Here is an 18,512-nt window from a genome sequence, read left to right as displayed (position 1 = left end):
AGCTTCGGGAACGTTTAACTATTCGATCCCTTTAACCGGCGGGTGCGGAACGGTAAATGCAACGGGAACTATTATTGTAACACAAGCAAATACTGCCGGAACTGCATCTGCAGCACCAACTTTATGTATCAATATTCCCCTTACGGCCATTACTCACACAACAACTGGAGCTACAGGTATAGGAACAGCAACTGGATTACCGACTGGAATAACTGCTGGATGGGCTTCTAACACCATTACCATCAGCGGAACTCCAACTACAAGCGGAACTTTCAATTACAGTATTCCACTTACTGGAGGATGCGGATCTGTAAATGCTGCCGGAACTATCATTGTGACACCCGCAAATACGATCACTTTGAGCTCAGCAACAGGAACAGATGTCCAGACACAATGTATCTCAACTGCTATCACTTCAATAACATATGCAACAACAGGAGCTACAAGCGCTTCTTATTCAGGTCTGCCTGCAGGAGTTTCAGGAATCAGGAATTCCAATGTAATAACGATCTCAGGAACTCCAACAGTTTCTGGAACTTTCAACTATACAATAACACTTAACGGAGGATGCGGAAACGTGACCAAAACTGGAACTATCATTGTAATTCCTGCAAATACTGCAGGAACTGCATCTGCAGCACCAACTTTATGTATCAATACTGAACTTACGGCTATTACGCACACAACAACTGGAGCTACAGGTATAGGAACAGCAACTGGATTACCGGCTGGAGTAACTGCTGGATGGGCTTCTAATGTCATAACTATCAGCGGAACTCCAACTGCAAGCGGAACTTTCAATTACAGTATTCCTTTAACTGGAGGATGCGGATCTGTCAATGCGATAGGAACTATCATTGTAACACCTGTAAATACAGCCGGAACTGCATCTGCAGCACCAACTTTATGTATCAATACTGCACTTACAGCCATTACTCATACAACAACAGGAGCTACAGGTATAGGAACTCCCACAGGACTACCGACTGGGGTAACTGCTGCATGGGTTTCTAATGTAATAACTATCAACGGAACTCCTACTGCAAGCGGAACTTTCAATTACAGCATTCCACTGACTGGAGGATGCGGGTCTGGAAATGCTACTGGAACTATCATTGTAACATCTGTAAATACTATCACTTTGAGCTCAGCAGTAGGAACTGATGCGCAGACAAAATGTCTCTTTGGTTCAACCGCCATTATTCCAATAAAATATGCAACAACAGGAGCTACATTTGCTACTTATGCAGGTCTGCCACCAGGAATTTCAGGAACCTGGAGTGCCAATGTAATAACAATCTCCGGAACCCCTAATGTCTCTGGAACTTTCAACTATACGATAACACTTATAGGCGGATGTGGCAATGTGACCAAAACTGGTAGCATTATTATAACACCTGATAACACTATAATTTTGAGTTCGGCAGCAGGAACTGAGGCACAAACAAAATGTATCTCAACTGGCATCACTCCAATAACCTATACAACAATAGGGGCTACAGGTGCTACCTTTACAAATCTGCCTGCAGGGGTTTCAGGAGACTGGAACGACAATGTGATAACGATCTCAGGAACACCAACAGTTTCTGGAGCTTTTGGCTATAAGATAACACTTACCGGCGGATGCGGCGGAGGCTTCCTGACCAGAAGCGGCAGTATCATTGTAACACCTAATAATACTGCAGGAGCTGCCACTTCATCGCCAACTTTATGTATTAATACAGCCTTGACCCCCATTAGACATACAACTACTGTAGCAACAGGAATTGGAACGCCTATCGGATTACCAGATGGGGTAATAGCTTCATTTAGCAACAACGCTATTATGATCACCGGGACACCTACTGTAAGTGGAATTTTCAATTATAGCATTCCCTTGACTGGTGGATGTGGATCTGGTGTAAATGCTACCGGAACTATTAAAGTAACAGATGTAAATACAGCGGTCTTAATCTCAGCGGCAGGGACAGATAATGCACAAACAAAATGTCTTTTAACTCCCATCACTCCTATTATCTACGAAACTATCGGAGCAACAGGAGTAACTTATGCAGGATTACCTTCAGGAGTATCCGCAAGCTTTTCTTCGAATAGAGTTACAATAAGTGGATCTTCATATTCTTCTGGAGTCTTTAATTATACCATAACATTAACCGGAGGCTGTGGCATAACTACAAAAACTGGATTATTAACAATATTACCAAATAATACAATCACACTTAGTTCAGCTATAGAAACGGACAATCAAATAAAATGTATTAACACTAATATAATCCCTATTACATATTCTACAACTGGAGCAACTGGAGCAACTTTTTCAGGTCTGCCAAATGGAGTATCAGGGAGTTTTAGTTCAGATACAGTAATTATTTCCGGAACTCCATCTGTACCTGGAGGATTTAATTACACCGTAACTTTAACAGGTGGTTGTGGGATTGTAACAATTTCAGGAAGAATAATTGTAAAAGATAATAATACAATAAAATTAACTTCTGATTTAAGCACTACTAATCAAACAAAATATATCAATACAGCAATAACACCAATTACATACCTTACAACTGGTGCAACTGGTGCTGCATTTACTGGATTACCAATAGGAGTTATCGGGAACTTTTCTTCCAATACTGTAACTATTAGCGGGACACCTACTGCCGTAAGCTCAAGTCCTTATACAGTTACATTAACAGGAGGATGTGGTATTGCCACAATAAGTGGAACAATAAATGCAATTTGCAGACCTATAATTGGAGTAATAAAACTCACTCAAAATCCTGCAGTTACTAATTATACATTTCAGTTTTCATCAACTGGTAGTGGATCACCTACTGGAGTATGCTCTGAAATTCAATTTCCTCTTAAACTTTATACAGGAGAAAATGAATTACATGTCAATAGCCAGCTTTATACTGATGCCAATTTAACCACTGGCTTCCAAGGCAATAGTCTTTGGTACAAAAACAGTAATGGGATAGTTTATTTAATTAATAATACTGGCAAAATAATTAATACTTATACTTGCCAAACTTCCTCTACACTTAATCCAGGTCTTCTTGAATTAACCCGTGGCGGAATATCTGAGCATTATGGTACTTATCCAAGTGGAGGTAATTTTACATGGGGGAATGCTTACGCTGATATATATCTTAATAGTGGTGTGAATTTAAAAGCTGGGGACGAGTTAACAATTGAGTTCCAGACGTATTCAACTTTTAGCAGCCCAAATCATTATTATTCAGTACAATATCCTCCAACTGCTCCGGAGAATTTCACAATATTACCAGTCATGATGGCTGTTAGTCATACAATTGTCTATGATGGGATTAATAATGTAGTGAGAATCAATCTTGCAACTCCGTTCTCGCAAATACAAAATGCTCACATCTCAACAACTGCTTCAATTAAGCTCACAAAAATTAATGGCACAACTTTAACATTCAAGCCAAATAGGAGTGTCTTGCTTTTATCTGTCCCGGCATCAGGAGGCGTAACTTTTGAATATACTAATTAGTACTGGCAAAATGATTTTTATTATAATAATCTAAAAGATGACAAAAAAAATTAAACTAAATAAATATTTGGTGTTTACAATTTGCCTGATGTTTAACTCTCTAACTGCTGTAACAGGACAAGTGCTTAGTGATGAAACTATTGGTTTTAATGTTGATAGAGTTAAAAGTTCCTTAAAAGAGCATGGTGTTGCAAATGAAGACTTAGATCGTGAAATAGCTAAAGAAAGAGAGGTATTTACGATTTTGTATAAAGAGATGAAGAAAAACGAAATTGATACTCTTACTCTTCAAGCAGTAAAAAAAGATAATACAATAGCTGTAAATAATAAAACAAATCGTATGGCTGTTATGGCGGCCGAAACACCAACTATTGAGACACAAAGAGCTGCTTTAATTGCACTATACAATAGCACAAATGGTCCTAATTGGAGGTCCAAAACCGGATGGGATGTTAATAATCCTGATCTATCAAAATGGTATGGCGTTTATCTAAGTAACAATCAAGTATACAGAATTGATTTAGGTGGAAATAATCTATCCGGATCGATTCCTCCGGAAATTAAAAATTTGCCTTATTTAAAAGAACTAAGATTAGATAGTAATAACCTAACAGGTGAAATTCCTAAGGAAATAGGAGAATTAAAGCAATTACAAGTTTTACAGATCTTAACCAATAAATTATCAGGACCTATTCCTCCTGAAATTGGTAATCTAACAAATTTAGAATATATGTATATGTCTCAAAATCAATTATCTGGAAGCATACCCCCTGAAATTGGTAACTTAAAAAGTTTGAAGACCTTAAGCTTAGGAGATAATTTGCTTAGTGGCTCTATACCTCCACAAATTGGTAACATGGAAAGCCTAATTGATATAGGATTAACCCTAAATCAATTAAGCGGTACCTTACCTGTGGAAATGGGAAATTTAAAATTATTGACCGGCCTAGTGATACAGATGAATAATTTAAGCGGTTCAATTCCTGTAGAGATATTTAATATGAAAAAACTAACTACTCTTGCACTTAATAATAACAATTTTACTAGTCTGCCAAATGACAGCAATTTAAGCACTAATCTTATATACTTATATTTAGCATATAATAAAATTTCTGGAAATATTCCTGGAAATTTATTTCAATCCAATACGCTGCGTGGAGTTGACTTATCCTATAACTTATTTGATGGAACACTGCCAATAGAAATTAAAAACTGCACAAGTTTTTATCTCTTTAAGATAAACAATAACCAGCTTTCTGGAAATTTGGATTTTTTACCGTCTCAACAAAATCCTTGGTATGGAATAGATGTTAGTTCAAATAAATTTTCAGGAAAAGTTCCTAACTTAACTACTTCATCTTCTCTGAAAGTATTACTAATAGGTGCTAATAATTTTTATTTTAATGATTTTGTTAATGAATTTAGCTCCTATAAGGCAACAAAAACGGCGTTTAGTTTTTCGCCTCAGGCAAAAACAGATACTCCAAAAACTATAACTGTAGGACAAGGAAAAAATATAGTTTTAAGTATGTTTGAAAATGGTAATTTCCATCCTGAAGATACATACCAATGGTTTAAAGATGGTGTTGAAATTGCTGCAGCAAATTCCAGAACATATGTTTTAAATAATGCGACACTTTCTGATGCCGGAACTTACACATGCAAAGCTTACCACTTAATTCCTGACATGTCGCCATTGGTTTTAGAAAGAGAACCTCTTATTTTAAACGTTCTTAATTGTGATTTACTTACCGGAAAAATAACTTCACCTTCAGAAGAATTTTGTATCTCGCAACAAAGTGCATTTACTTTTGAGACGACAGCTGCTAATTTAACTTATAAATGGTCCGCCATAGCATCAACTGGATTAGCTTTAGATATTCCACCAGATAGTAATGCTAATTATGCCTATACATTTGCAAACCCCGGGTCATACATCATTAAACTCGAAGTAACAGACGCTGCGGGGTGTACAGCAAATTTTTCAAAATCGATTGAAGTTGTTGCGGCTTGTGTTCCTGAAAATGTATGTATCAGTCAACCTGTAAATATGTCTTTCGAAACACAGTCAGTAAATTTAAATTATAAATGGATAATCAAAGATACCAGCAATAACATAATTGAAGAAGTTTCAAATACAACAGGAACCCATTATTTTTTATTCCCAACTCTTGGATTATACCATTTAGATTTGGTCGTTACAAGTGAAGATGGCTGTTCTAACAACTTCACAAAGGACATTTATGTTATTGATTGCAAACCATGCGATTACTGTGCTTCCTTTAATTTAGTGAAAAATGAAAAATATTTAGTAAGCGGATGGGTAAAAGAAGTTGATTATAACCTTCCTAATTTACAAGTAAAAAACTACAGCAAATCAAGCATAAGCATATCATTTACCGATATCAGCGGTACCGATATTGGTGTTCCATTTAATTTTCATCCCTCGGGAGAAATAATCGATGGATGGCAGCGTATAATAGGAGAATTTATTGTACCAAATAATGTCGATGACATGAAACTGGACCTTGTTAACGAATCTACTACAAACGGAAAAATGGTCTATTTTGATGATATCCGAATATTGCCTACAAAAGGAAACATGAAAAGTTTTGTTTATGATCAACAAACTCAGCGTTTAATGGCCGAACTTGACGAAAACAACTATGCTACATTTTATGAATATGATTTAGAAGGTGGTTTAGTCAGAGTAAAAAAAGAAACTGAAAAAGGGGTGTTTACCATTCAGGAAACAAGAAGCGGCAACAGTAAAAACGATACAGAATAATGAAATCAGTAATCCATTTTTACATCTTTATTTTTTTGGTATTCTCTATAAACACTTATAGTCAGGAAAAAAAATTAACAGCCAGGCAAATCATTACCAAAGCAGCTGATGCATACAATGAGGCCGCTTATATTACTTACAATTCAAATTATAACTTATATCTGGATTATAATTCAAAAAAAGTATATGAGCATTATTCAGGCATGGTTCTAAAGAAAAACAATGTCAATTATTTTAAAATTAAAAATACAGAATTTATCACTTTTAAAAATATTGGCATTAAAATAAACAATGATGAGAAAGCAATTGTAATTGAAAAACAAAAAAAGAAAATTGATGAGTCTCCATTGTCCCTAAAGAATTATCTGGATGCTTACAACGCTAAATTAATTGAAACAGACAATAAAAATTATATCTGTGAATTAACTCCCAATAAGATCACACAAATTATGTTAAGCAAAATTGTAATTTATATTCGAAAAAAAGATTACAGCATTGCAAAACAAAGTCTCTTTTTTGTTGAGCAAATGGAAAGTAAAGACTCTAAGGGAAAACGAATGTATTCTCTTCCCAGATTAGAAATAACTTTTACTCCCAGACCAAGGGATGAAAAAAGCGATAGCTATTTAGTTTCAAAAGAAAATTACTTTTCTGAAAAGGGCAGCGACATAACAATCTCAAAAAGATTTTCAACTTATCAATTATTTAAATCATAATATTCTCCATTTTATGAACATATATAAAATACCGCACAAATTAAAATTTCTATCATGCTTATTTTTAATCATTTTAAGCCATGTTTCGTTATTTGGACAAAAGAATATTTTTAAAGCCCCTATTGAAACATATAGCAGTGCGCAGCTTAAAAATACAAGTATTGTTAAGCGTATAATAGATCCGGAAATAAAAATTCCTAATCAAATTTCGATTAGCCCCAAAGCTTATATTCGATTAAAAGTAAATAGCGATATTGGTCCCTTTGTATATTCAAAAACAAAGATCGTATTAACTGTTATTCCTATTCTTCCTAATGGAAATGAAGAAGAATTGGCAAATCAATATGATACTACCTTAGAAGTTGAATACAATCCTTTAGGAAATGCTGCGCCGTTTGTCGATTTGTCATCTCATGAATTAACTAACAGATATGGAGTAAAAGTTATAGTTAAATCATATGAAACAAATGGAACTGCAAATATTCTAAACGATAATATTTCTCTTGAATTAGGTTTTGAATCAGAGCGCTACTATGCTGTTACAGAACAACTGGCAAACGTTCAGGCTAATATCAACGCTTCACATGCTACTTTAAATTTTAACTGGCAGACGCTCGTTGGTGCTTTAGAATATGAACTTGAATGGACATGGGTAGATAATTATAGTAAAACAAATTTCAGTACTGCATTAGATGCCGCTGATATCATTTTTCGTTCACGCGATTTTGAATTAAACAACACCAGAATACGAACTGCAAACACTTTTTATGAAATTCCTTTAATCTATTCCAAAGGTTATATCATCTATCGTGTCAGAGCAGTTGGTCGATTTTTGGATGATACGAAAAAAACATATTATGGTCCATGGAGTTCTGGTTTAGCAAATAAAACAAAAGTTTCTGACTGGATTAAAAGCTATACCCTTATTGATTTTGAGCATGAAAAAAGCAAAAACTGGCAATTTCAGGCTAGCTATGCAGAGCAGGGAAAAAAGAAAGAAGTCGTAAGTTATTTCGATGGGTCTTTGCGCAATAGACAGACTGTTACTAAAATTAATACAAATGAAAAAGCTGTTGTTGGTGAGGTAATATATGACTCGCAGGGACGTCCTGCAATTGAAATACTTCCCGTTCCTGTAAATCAAAATTATATCAGTTATTTTAAAGACTTAAATCAAAACATAAATAATCAGCCGTACAGTCATCTTGATTTTGATTGGGAAGATAAAAACATAACTTGTAACACGGAAATTTCCGGAATGTCTGCTAATAGCGGATCAAGTAAATATTATTCTAGTAATAACGATATTGAAAGTCCTTTTAAAAAATACATTCCTTCAGCTTCTAATTTCCCTTTCAGTCAAACAGAATATACCCCAGACAATACAGGAAGAATTGCTCGTAAAGGAGGTGTTGGACCTAGTCATAAATTAGGCAGCGGACATGAAATGCAATATATTTACTCTGTTCCAAATCAAGAAGAATTAAACCGTCTTTTTGGATATGAAGCAGGTTTTGCTGCTCATTACAAGAAAAATATCGTTATCGATCCTAACGGACAATCTAGTGTAAGTTATCTGGACCCACAAGGGAGAACAATTGCTACAGCTTTAGTTGGCGAACCTGCTAAGAATACATTAGAACCCTTAGATGACATTAAAGAACCCTTAGATCAGATTTTGCATAAAACAATTTCTATTGATTTGCTTAATAAACTAAATGCGGATGCAGTTGACACTGATTTAGATAATAACGAACTAAGCAGTTCATCTGATGTATCGAACAGAAAAGATGTTCTTGTTGTGTCTAAACAGCTTGGAGTTCCAACAAAAGGGACTAAATATCATTTTAATTATTCAGTAACAAATAATAATTCTTTTAAACCTCAAATTCCTGAAAATTGTTCTGATAAATATGGTTTTGTTTACGATTTAAATATTAGCCTTAAAGACAATTGCGCCGGAGAATTATTTGATCCTGCTCTAAAAAACTTTCAAATTGGAAATGATGATATAGATCCAAATCCTGTTTCAAATTATCCTGATATTACGATTTTGCCTGATAGTTTACTTCTTGATGCAGGCAGCTATTCTTTGCTAAAAGAACTAAAAATAAATCAGAATGCATTAAAAAAGTATGCTGATAATTATGTCACTAAATTAACAAGTCCATCAAGTCCTTGCTACATTCAGCCTATAATTTTTGAAAATGTAGAAGCTTCAAAAATTACCTGTACAACAACATGTGATGAATGTAAAAAATCTTTAATAGAAAAACATCCATATGTTTTAAACCATTTAAAAGAAATTTACAGTATCCCAGCGGATAGCACTAATGTTTTAACAATGAATGAGTCGTTTGTTTTAACTATTAGTACTAATATACCTAAATATGTGAATTTTGGACAAACAATAAATCCATCTGAAGCTGCTGAATTTGTCATTCGTCTTCAAAACGAATGGGATAAACTTTCGCAAGTTTGTCAACAATTATGCGGCGGAACTTCTATTGTTTCCTCTTGTTCTGTCAATGAAGAATCATTACTGGCTGATGTTAGTCAAAATGGGCAATATGGTTTGATCAACGATGATCCTGAAGCACCAATTGAATCCTGGGATGTATTAAGTGTTTTTAACGATACAAATAAAATCCTTTATGAAGGAACGACCGTAGATCATAACTGGAGACATCCTAAATACTTAGATCAAAATGGAAATCCTATATATAAGTATCTTGACTCATATGGAAATGACGCTTTGGTTGAGATAACAAAGGAAGGAAATGAATATTCTCCAAAAATAAAAAACGGAACAGTTATTAATAAAGACGGAAGATTTTATGTTTTGCCTGAAAATCTGGCATCTGTAAATGACTTTTTAGACAACTGGTCACCATCTTGGGCTAAATCATTAGTCATTTATCATCCTGAATATGATTACTTAAATTACTCTAAAGCTTTATGTAGTCTTAAAGCATTGGTACAGGGTACAAATCAAACACTAACTTCTGATGATTATGATGGATATTTGAATTCTCTGGATACTTATGCTAAAGCTGAAGCCGCAGGATATTTTAGCGTAACTGATACTAGTTTGTTTAATACGATTTTTAGTCAAGATCCTTATTTTTCATCAGTATTGCCAAATGGTGTAGAAACCAGTGCTTTCTTTAATACCAGAAAAGCTATAATGGATTATGCTGTAAAAATTCAATATGAAAATTTTACAGTTAATGGCCAGTCGGGCGGAAGTGCTGCAAAAATGATTCAGGTAGCACTACAAATGGTAAAATGTAATGCTATTCAGGCCTGTGATGCAAGTACGATTAGCTATTCAAGTTTATCTGACAGTGAACAAACAACTTTATGGAATACTTATAAGAACTTATACCTCTCACTTAAAGGAAACATTAAACATGTTTTCATGAACCTTTATACAACCAATAGAGGGAATTCAAATAGCTGTATTGGTAAAGATGGATCAGCAGAATTTACCAACGTAATTAAAAATTACAATACATTCGCAGCTACTGTTAAAACATATATAACAATTCCTTCTAACAGTTTTTGCAATAATGCTGATGCTGTAAATTATAAAAATAAAGAAAAAAGATTTATTGCGACTGACTTTGGTTATGATTCAGATGTTGATGCAATTGATGCTCAAAACCAATTAGTGACTCAGGCAAATTATCAAACATATGTACAAACCGGAAATTGCCCGGCATTGACCGATTTAAATATGTTTTTTACCGGCTTATTCAAGGATGTCAATGCGGCTGGTTCATCACTTAGCAACTGGAATAAAATTGGACAAGGTTTATCTCCTAAATTATTTGCCGCTTTTACCGGAGCAACATTACCGTTAAATGTATCTTCGCCAACGATGAACATTCAGACATCTGGAGCCTATGACTTAGTTTTTAACTTTAGTCCTACTACTTTGTCTGGAACAGCTTTAAAATTAACATTGCCCGCAGGATCTAATTTAGCATGGAATAATTATTCTGTTAATAATTGGCACATTATAGCACTTAATAACATTTATTATGATGCTGCGAATTCCACATTATCTGGTGAGCACCCTGTTTTTGCATATAAAGTTGTCGCAAAAATAGAAGTAGGAAACGGTAGTACTGCAACACAACGGGAAATTGTATTATCGGGAACTACTTTTGCTAAAATTGGAGAATGCAGCACGAACGGTACCGCTGGCGTTGGAGAAGTTTTAATTCCTGAAAGTTTTAACTGTACTAAAAAGGACGAATTTAGCGAAGCATTAACCACTATCCTACTTGATTTACAAGCAAGTGGTAATTTATATAATAATGATGTTAATATTACTTCTTATAACGCTTTAAGCTCGAATAGATTTTTATACAACTATTTTGGACTTACAACTTCAAGTGTTGTAAAATGGAATAATTCTGGCGGAATTGCTTCAATAACTGTAGACACATTTAAAAGAGTTGCTATCGATTTCCAAGGATTTACACTTAATCAAGGAGAAAATATTACAAACGCAGCAATAGCATCTTTAAAAACTGGTAACAAAGCTCATATCCTTAAAATCACATACACTGATGCTTCTGGCAAAAAAAATATTAAACTGGCCACTATTGCTTCTGGAAAAACAGGTATGCCGCTTTATCTGGCTTGCTGTGCTCCGTGTGGTGAATGGGATAAAAATGGCGATGGTTATGGCGATAATTGTGATAATAGTACGCCTTATTGTACCAAGTACATTGATAAGATATTAACTTTTGGAGAGGAATTAAAAAGAGTTTTAAATGATTTGTTAATTTCAGGCAATCGTAATATAAATAATTCAGGCGGAATTACAAATGGCCCACAAGGTTGTTACAATATGGATTGTTACACAAGAGTAGAAAACAATCCGTTAATCGAAAGCTTTTTGGCTGTTACAAATTTAAAAACAGATTTAGATAATAATCGTAAAAGTGGTTTCCATAAAGATTTCCCTTCTTCTGTTATTTTCAATGGATACCGCATAGGCATTTATGATAACCGTTTTCATATAAGCTTTAATAATATTGATTTTCATGACTATCCAAATCCTGAATATTATGAAGGATCATTTGAAGCCTATATTGATGTAACTAATATTAAAAGCATTCTCTCAATTGCATTTACAGATTCTCCTCTTTTTCCACAAAGTGGATTAATCTTAACTTACTTAGATACTAACGATATAATACAAACTCATCAAGGAAATTGTAACTTTATAGTTTGGAATTTTCCTAGAGAAGATGGTTATCCGACCAGTGGAACTTCTCAGTCATTATGTACGTTTTATCAACGTGCAGACAAAGAAGCATCAAAAAGTCTAACATCAAAATCATCTATACTTGCGACCCCAGAATCAAACTGTACAGGTCTATGTATTCCACAAACTGTAGAACCAGTTAGCTGTGAAGATAAATATATAACTTATATAAACTTCTTATCAAATGCGAATACAAAAATTGAAGGGGTAAATATCGAAGAAATTACTAGCCCTGATGGGAAAAAAGAATTTTGTAATTCTAATTTTCAATATTTAGTAAATGACTATAGTACATATATAACAACGTTAAATATTCATAATACCGATGATCCAAATTATGTTACTTTAAGTACATTTGGTGATACTGAACTGCATTATGGATACAAAAACATGAGTGCAGCTATTGCAGCTTACAATAGCTATAATACAACAAATGCAAATAATGATGACAGACTATATTGGCAGCAGTTCATTAATACAATATATGCAAAAACTATTAATGACTGCCCTCCTGTTGCAATGCCATTTTACTCTGAACCTTTACCGATACCGGCACAAACACCTTGTGATGAATTAAAAACAATAATTGCAGATACTTACCAAACAGATTCATACAATAGATATATTGAGTCATTGCGTCAGGAATTCATCAATCAGTATACAGAGAAAGCGATGAGTACTGTTGTTGAAAATTTCAACATGACTTATGCTGATAAAGAATATCAGTATACTTTATACTACTATGACCAGGCCGGCAATTTAATAAAAACCATTGCGCCTGATGGTGTAAAACGTTTATCTAAACAAAATGATGCTGAGACATTAGTATTAAATGAAAATATCAATAAAATTCGAAATGGTCTGGCTAGTGAAAATACAGCATTTTTACCTGAACATACATTTAAAACAGAGTATAAGTACAACTCCTTAAATCAATTAGTATGGCAAAAAACGCCTGATGGAGGAATCACCAAATTTGCTTATGACAAATTAGGACGAATTATTGCTTCTCAAAATGCCAATCAGGTTGTTTCAACAGTTGAACCAGGTTTGGAGCGTTTTAGCTATACTAATTATGACTATTTAGGACGAATTACAGAAGCTGGTGAAATACATATTACTAAAGGATTATATATTATTACCGAAGAAGGAAAATTATTTTCAGGTAATAATGCAGCTGAAAAATTTGATGACAATTTTTCTAAAACTGAAGTAAGCAAAACTGTTTATACAGAAGATCCTTTAGTTTATGGAGCCGTTAAAGCATCGACCCTTTTTAGTACAAATACAGTCCCTGATTTCAATCCTGCCAACAACAATAGAAATAGAGTAACAGGAGTTTTTTATTATAACAATTACACTAATAATACTCCTTTATCTTTTGATAATGCCCTTTTCTATAATTATGATGTTCATGGAAATGTAAAAGAATTATTAAGCTATAATGCTTATCTAAAAAATTTAAGCTGTAATTCGTCAACTATCATTGATACAGATTCGGGTCAGGCGAATGATTGTGAACTGCATTTAAAACGAGTTGTGTATGATTATGATTTAATTAGCGGAAATGTAAATACGGTTACTTTTCAGCCTAATAAAGCAGACCAGTTTATTCATAAATATAATTATGATGCCGATAACCGAATTGTTGATGTAAACACATCTACAGATGGTGTTCTTTGGGAAAAAGATGCCAGTTATCAATATTATCCTCATGGGCCTCTTGCCCGAGTGGAATTAGGGAATAAAAATGTGCAGGGTATTGATTATGCTTATACCCTCCATGGCTGGCTGAAAACTGTAAACGGCGAAAATATTTCAGATGCAGCAAATGATTTGGGTCAGGATGGTACTGGCACTAAAACAAAAGATGCCTTTGGTTTTTCTTTAAGTTATTATGACAACGATTATAAAGCTATTTTAAACGATGATGGTAATCAAAGTTTTAAGCCTTTAATGTTTAGTCGTGATCAAGCACTTGTGGGGAATATTAATAATTTGTATAATGGAAACATTAAGCAAATGACAACTGCAATTCGTAAAAAAAATGATGAATTACTGCCAGTTCAAAAAAACAATTATACATACGACCAGCTTAATCGTATAAAAACAATGAACTCTGAGGCAATTCCGGCAACTCAATCAGGACATGGTGAAGCTAAGAATAGCTACAGTTCAAGTTATACTTACGATCGTAATGGAAATTTACAAACAATGTACAATACGGTTCCAACAGAAGGGAATAATACTCCTCCCACTATGGATAACCTGAGTTATAAATATGCACCAGGCAGTAATAGATTGAATAAAGTTTTTGATTCTGCTGCAGATCTTTATACTGATACTGGTATCGACATTAAAAATAATGTTAGTGAATTAAGCACTTATAACCAAAACGATAAACGTACCCATAATTATATTTATGATGAGATAGGTCAGCTTATTGAAGATAAAGCTGAAGGATTAACAATTGACTGGCGTGTAGACGGTAAAGTAAAAAAAGTAACTAAAACAATCGGAAATACAAATCAGATCATTTCTTTTGAATATGATGGATTGGGTAATCGAATTGCTAAAAAAGTCTTTTACCAAAATACTCCTGCAAGTGTCACAACAACATATTATTCAAGAGATGCGCAAGGAAATGAGCTAGCTGTTTACAAATTAAATGAAAATTCTTCTAATAAAAATTTGGTTTTAACAGAACATCATATTTTTGGAAGCAGCCGACTTGGACTGGAAGAATCAAATAAAATAGTATATCAATCAGAAGGTGCAGCTGCACGTAAAACAAATAAATCAAGCCTAGATAATACAGCAGCAAAAACTGAAATTGCAGATACCTCAAACTCTGTAAATTCACAAAGTTCATTGCAAGCCTTAAATTTAACTCCAGTTCCTGTATATCGTGATTATGCATTAAGATTTAATCCTGGTACTATTGGTACATGGCCAATGTTTACAGATAACACAGTGGAAAGTAATGCTGATTTGACCAAAATTAATATCAGCACCAAATTCAAAGTAACAAGCAATTTACCAGATGCTGTTATGGGAACCTATCCTATTGCCCGCCTGGAATCTAAAGGAATTGCAACGATGGGACCTTACAACAGTCCCTTAACAAAATCTCCGGATCATAGCTGCTTAAACCTTGACGCAGAAGGTGGACAAAATATATATACCCTTAGTACTAACTCTAATTGTAGTGGAAGTGTATCATTTGGAGAAGTATTAAAAGCAAACGAGAATGGTTTTGTTGAATTTTTGGGTATAAATAGAGATACATCAGATGGTGTAATAATCGGATTTACTATTAATGGAACTGATTATAAATTTAAGACTGTTAAAGGAATTCATGATGGCAAATCATATTTTGATATTTATAAAATCATAGGTGGTCAAGAGTCTAGTGTATTTAGCGAAAGAAATTATGGTACTACTTTTCTTTTAAAAATTGAGAGACAAGGGAATTCGATACTATTTAGTGCTAATGACAATCTTATACATACTGCTGTAAATAATGCTAATTCGCCTGCATATTTAGATGCATATATTGATAATGACAATCAGCATGTTGAGCATTTTAGACTTTTCAAAACACAAACGACTTACGAAGAGTATACAAATCAGGTTTTAGTACAATTAGTAAAAAACCCTATTGGGTATAATACCAAAATGATCGTTGCACAAAGAACCGCAAATCAAACATTACGTTATTACTCAACAATATCTGACATTATTCTGCCAAGTGTTGCAAAAAATGGTATTGACATGCAATTCACTGCCGATTTTAATTTAAAATCAGTTACGCATTTAATTAATGGAACTCCTCAGGATGTTAATAATGCCGATTGGACAACACAGACTGCAACAGGCTTACCTCTGGTTCCGCTTGCTAATACAAATCAGATAGGAGGTTCAAACGAATTAGGGTTTGATATGTGCTTTTTTGATTACAGTATTAATCCATATACTGGAACAGCTTCTTCAAACAATTTTACATTTGATGATGCAGCGAGTATTTTGGTTACAAATAATCCAACAAAATCAATTTCGGGTATTAACATGACCGTAACTCCTTCTCCATTGCAAAGAGTTCTTAGCGGTCCATGTGCTGCAGATAGTGATCAGGATGGTATTTTAGACATTTACGAAGATCTTAACAATGATGGTGATTTAGCGAATGACAATACTGATGGTGACGAATACCCAAATTACCTCGACAATGACGACGACGGTGATGGTGTGGGAACTAAATACGAAGGAGCCGTAATTGTAGGTGAAACTCAAAATACTACACCGTATTTTTATAATACCAACTCACTAAATAGCGATGGAGATGGACTGCCAAACTATTTAGATGATGATGATGATAATGACGGGGTTAAAACTTTATATGAAGGTACAAATCCTGATGGAGACCTGAATCCGGAAACTGGTCAGACTTTAGATACAGATGATGATGGCGTTTACAATTATCTTGATATTGATGATGACGGCGACGGTTTGTATACGATGTACGAAGGTGCAAATCCTGATGGAGATGGAAACCCAAATACAGGTCCAACACTAAATACAGATCATTATACCGGAGTAAAAGGAAATATCAGAATTGATAATCTTTGGAATTATCTCGATAATGACGATGATGGCGATGGATTGCTTACCATTTATGAAGGTGCCGATCCTGTTGATGAAAACAACATGCACGATCATAATCCGTTTGCTGGTCCTGCACCATTAAATACAAATGGAGTTCCTTCAGCTGATCATCCAAAAATGATTGTAAACGATATTCCAAATTACCTGGATATTGATGATGATGGTGATGGTTACCAAACCTGGGAAGAAGGTGCAAACCCTGATGAAGATGGAAACCCATTTACAGGAGCAACACTTGATACAGATCAAAACGGAATTCCGGATTACTTAGATTATCAAGACCGAATTTATCCAGCTGTTGAAGAAATTCAATTAAATAATTATGTAAATTTGGCTGGAGACAAACGCTATGAGCTTTCAAATCATTTAGGAAATGTACTGGCAGTAATATCAGACGTTAAGATTCCTGAATTGGATGCAATGGGTTCTTTGAAATACTTTAATCCTGACATTACAAGCTACTCAGATTACTATCCTTTTGGAATGCTCGTGCCGGGACGAAATGGAACCAGCACACCTGATGGTTATCGCTATGGGTTTCAAGGGCAGGAGAATGATAATGAGTTAAAAGGTGATGGGAATTCGCTGAACTATACTTTCAGGATGCATGATCCTCGGATTGGTAGGTTTTTTGCGGTGGATCCTCTTGAAGCTGATTTTTCTTGGAATAGTACTTATGCTTTTAGTGCAAATAGAGTTATAGATGGAGTTGAATTTGAAGGTTTAGAAGTAACACCTTATCAACAAAAGGTTAAGTACAAACCTGTTTTTGTCGAAGGAGCTGGAACTATTTCAGACAGAGTTGGAAATGCAGCACACAATACTACAGGTTTTTTAACTAATATAACAGTAGTCCCTGCATACAATCTTAGTTCAGATATTATTAATGGAGCATATAATACATTAACTGGAAAATATAATGATGTTTTTGACAATCTCTCCTTCAAAACATATAAGAAATTAAATAAATTTTCAAATCAATTATCAAATGATTGGAATGATTTAACAAGTCATAGTAATAAGCAAATCTTTAAAAGCGTATTAAATAGTTTTACAGAATTAAAAAATTATGAACTCGCTGGTGAATTATTTGTATGGCATAAAGCAGGTGTTGGAATTACAAATGAAGTTAGTTCTGCAAAAAATACAATTGCCCTTCAAAGTTTTGAAGAAGCGGGAATAACTCTAGCAAAAAAGCCTGTTAAGTTTTTTGGGGTAAAAGATGGGACATCTACTGCTGCTGCATATATTTCTGGTTTTAAAGGGTTACCAGAGGAATTTGCTGATTTTGTTATGCATGGCGAAAATTTTAATAAACTTACTGTTGCTGAAATGGGACAATTGTTAGATAAAAAAGGGGTTACTGGAAATGTTAGGCTATGGGTTTGTGGAGCTGGGGCTGATTCTGAAAAATTATTTGAATTAGCTACACAAAGAGGTATAAAGATACAAGCTTCTCCTTTTCCTGTAAAAGTGTCAAGAACAGGATATGAACTTATCGGTTCTGAAAATAACTCGTTTCAGCTATTTGACGGAACAAATAAATAA

The 18,512-nt window shown here is 34.2% G+C and carries 4 protein-coding genes; all 4 read left to right on the top strand.

The features are described 5' to 3' along the window. A partial coding sequence (locus tag J2Y38_RS23570; protein ID WP_309847591.1) for a hypothetical protein occupies positions 1-3,511 on the top strand: 3,511 nt, incomplete at its 5' end. 88 nt (positions 3,512-3,599) lie between these two features. Beyond that, positions 3,600-6,299, top strand: a complete 2,700-nt coding sequence (locus J2Y38_RS23565; RefSeq protein WP_309847589.1) for an immunoglobulin domain-containing protein — start codon at positions 3,600-3,602, stop codon at positions 6,297-6,299. Further along, the gene (locus J2Y38_RS23560) at positions 6,299-7,015 is read left to right on the top strand and encodes a hypothetical protein (RefSeq protein ID WP_309847586.1); all 717 of its coding nucleotides are present in this window, start codon (positions 6,299-6,301) and stop codon (positions 7,013-7,015) included. Before J2Y38_RS23565 ends, J2Y38_RS23560 begins: the two co-directional genes overlap by 1 nt. Before the next feature lie 13 nt (positions 7,016-7,028). Continuing rightward, entirely contained in the window at positions 7,029-18,512 is an 11,484-nt protein-coding gene (locus J2Y38_RS23555) for a DUF6443 domain-containing protein (protein WP_309847583.1), read from the top strand.

It is taken from the genome of Flavobacterium sp. 2755, assembly GCF_031455715.1.
GTDB lineage: Bacteria > Bacteroidota > Bacteroidia > Flavobacteriales > Flavobacteriaceae > Flavobacterium.
This window is presented reverse-complemented; position numbering and strand designations above follow the sequence as displayed.

Coding starts and splice junctions, on each gene's coding strand:
- J2Y38_RS23565 (WP_309847589.1), top strand. CDS start 3,600: ATGTTTAACTCTCTAACTGCTGTAACAGGACAAGTGCTTAGTGATGAA.
- J2Y38_RS23555 (WP_309847583.1), top strand. CDS start 7,029: ATGAACATATATAAAATACCGCACAAATTAAAATTTCTATCATGCTTA.
- J2Y38_RS23560 (WP_309847586.1), top strand. CDS start 6,299: ATGAAATCAGTAATCCATTTTTACATCTTTATTTTTTTGGTATTCTCT.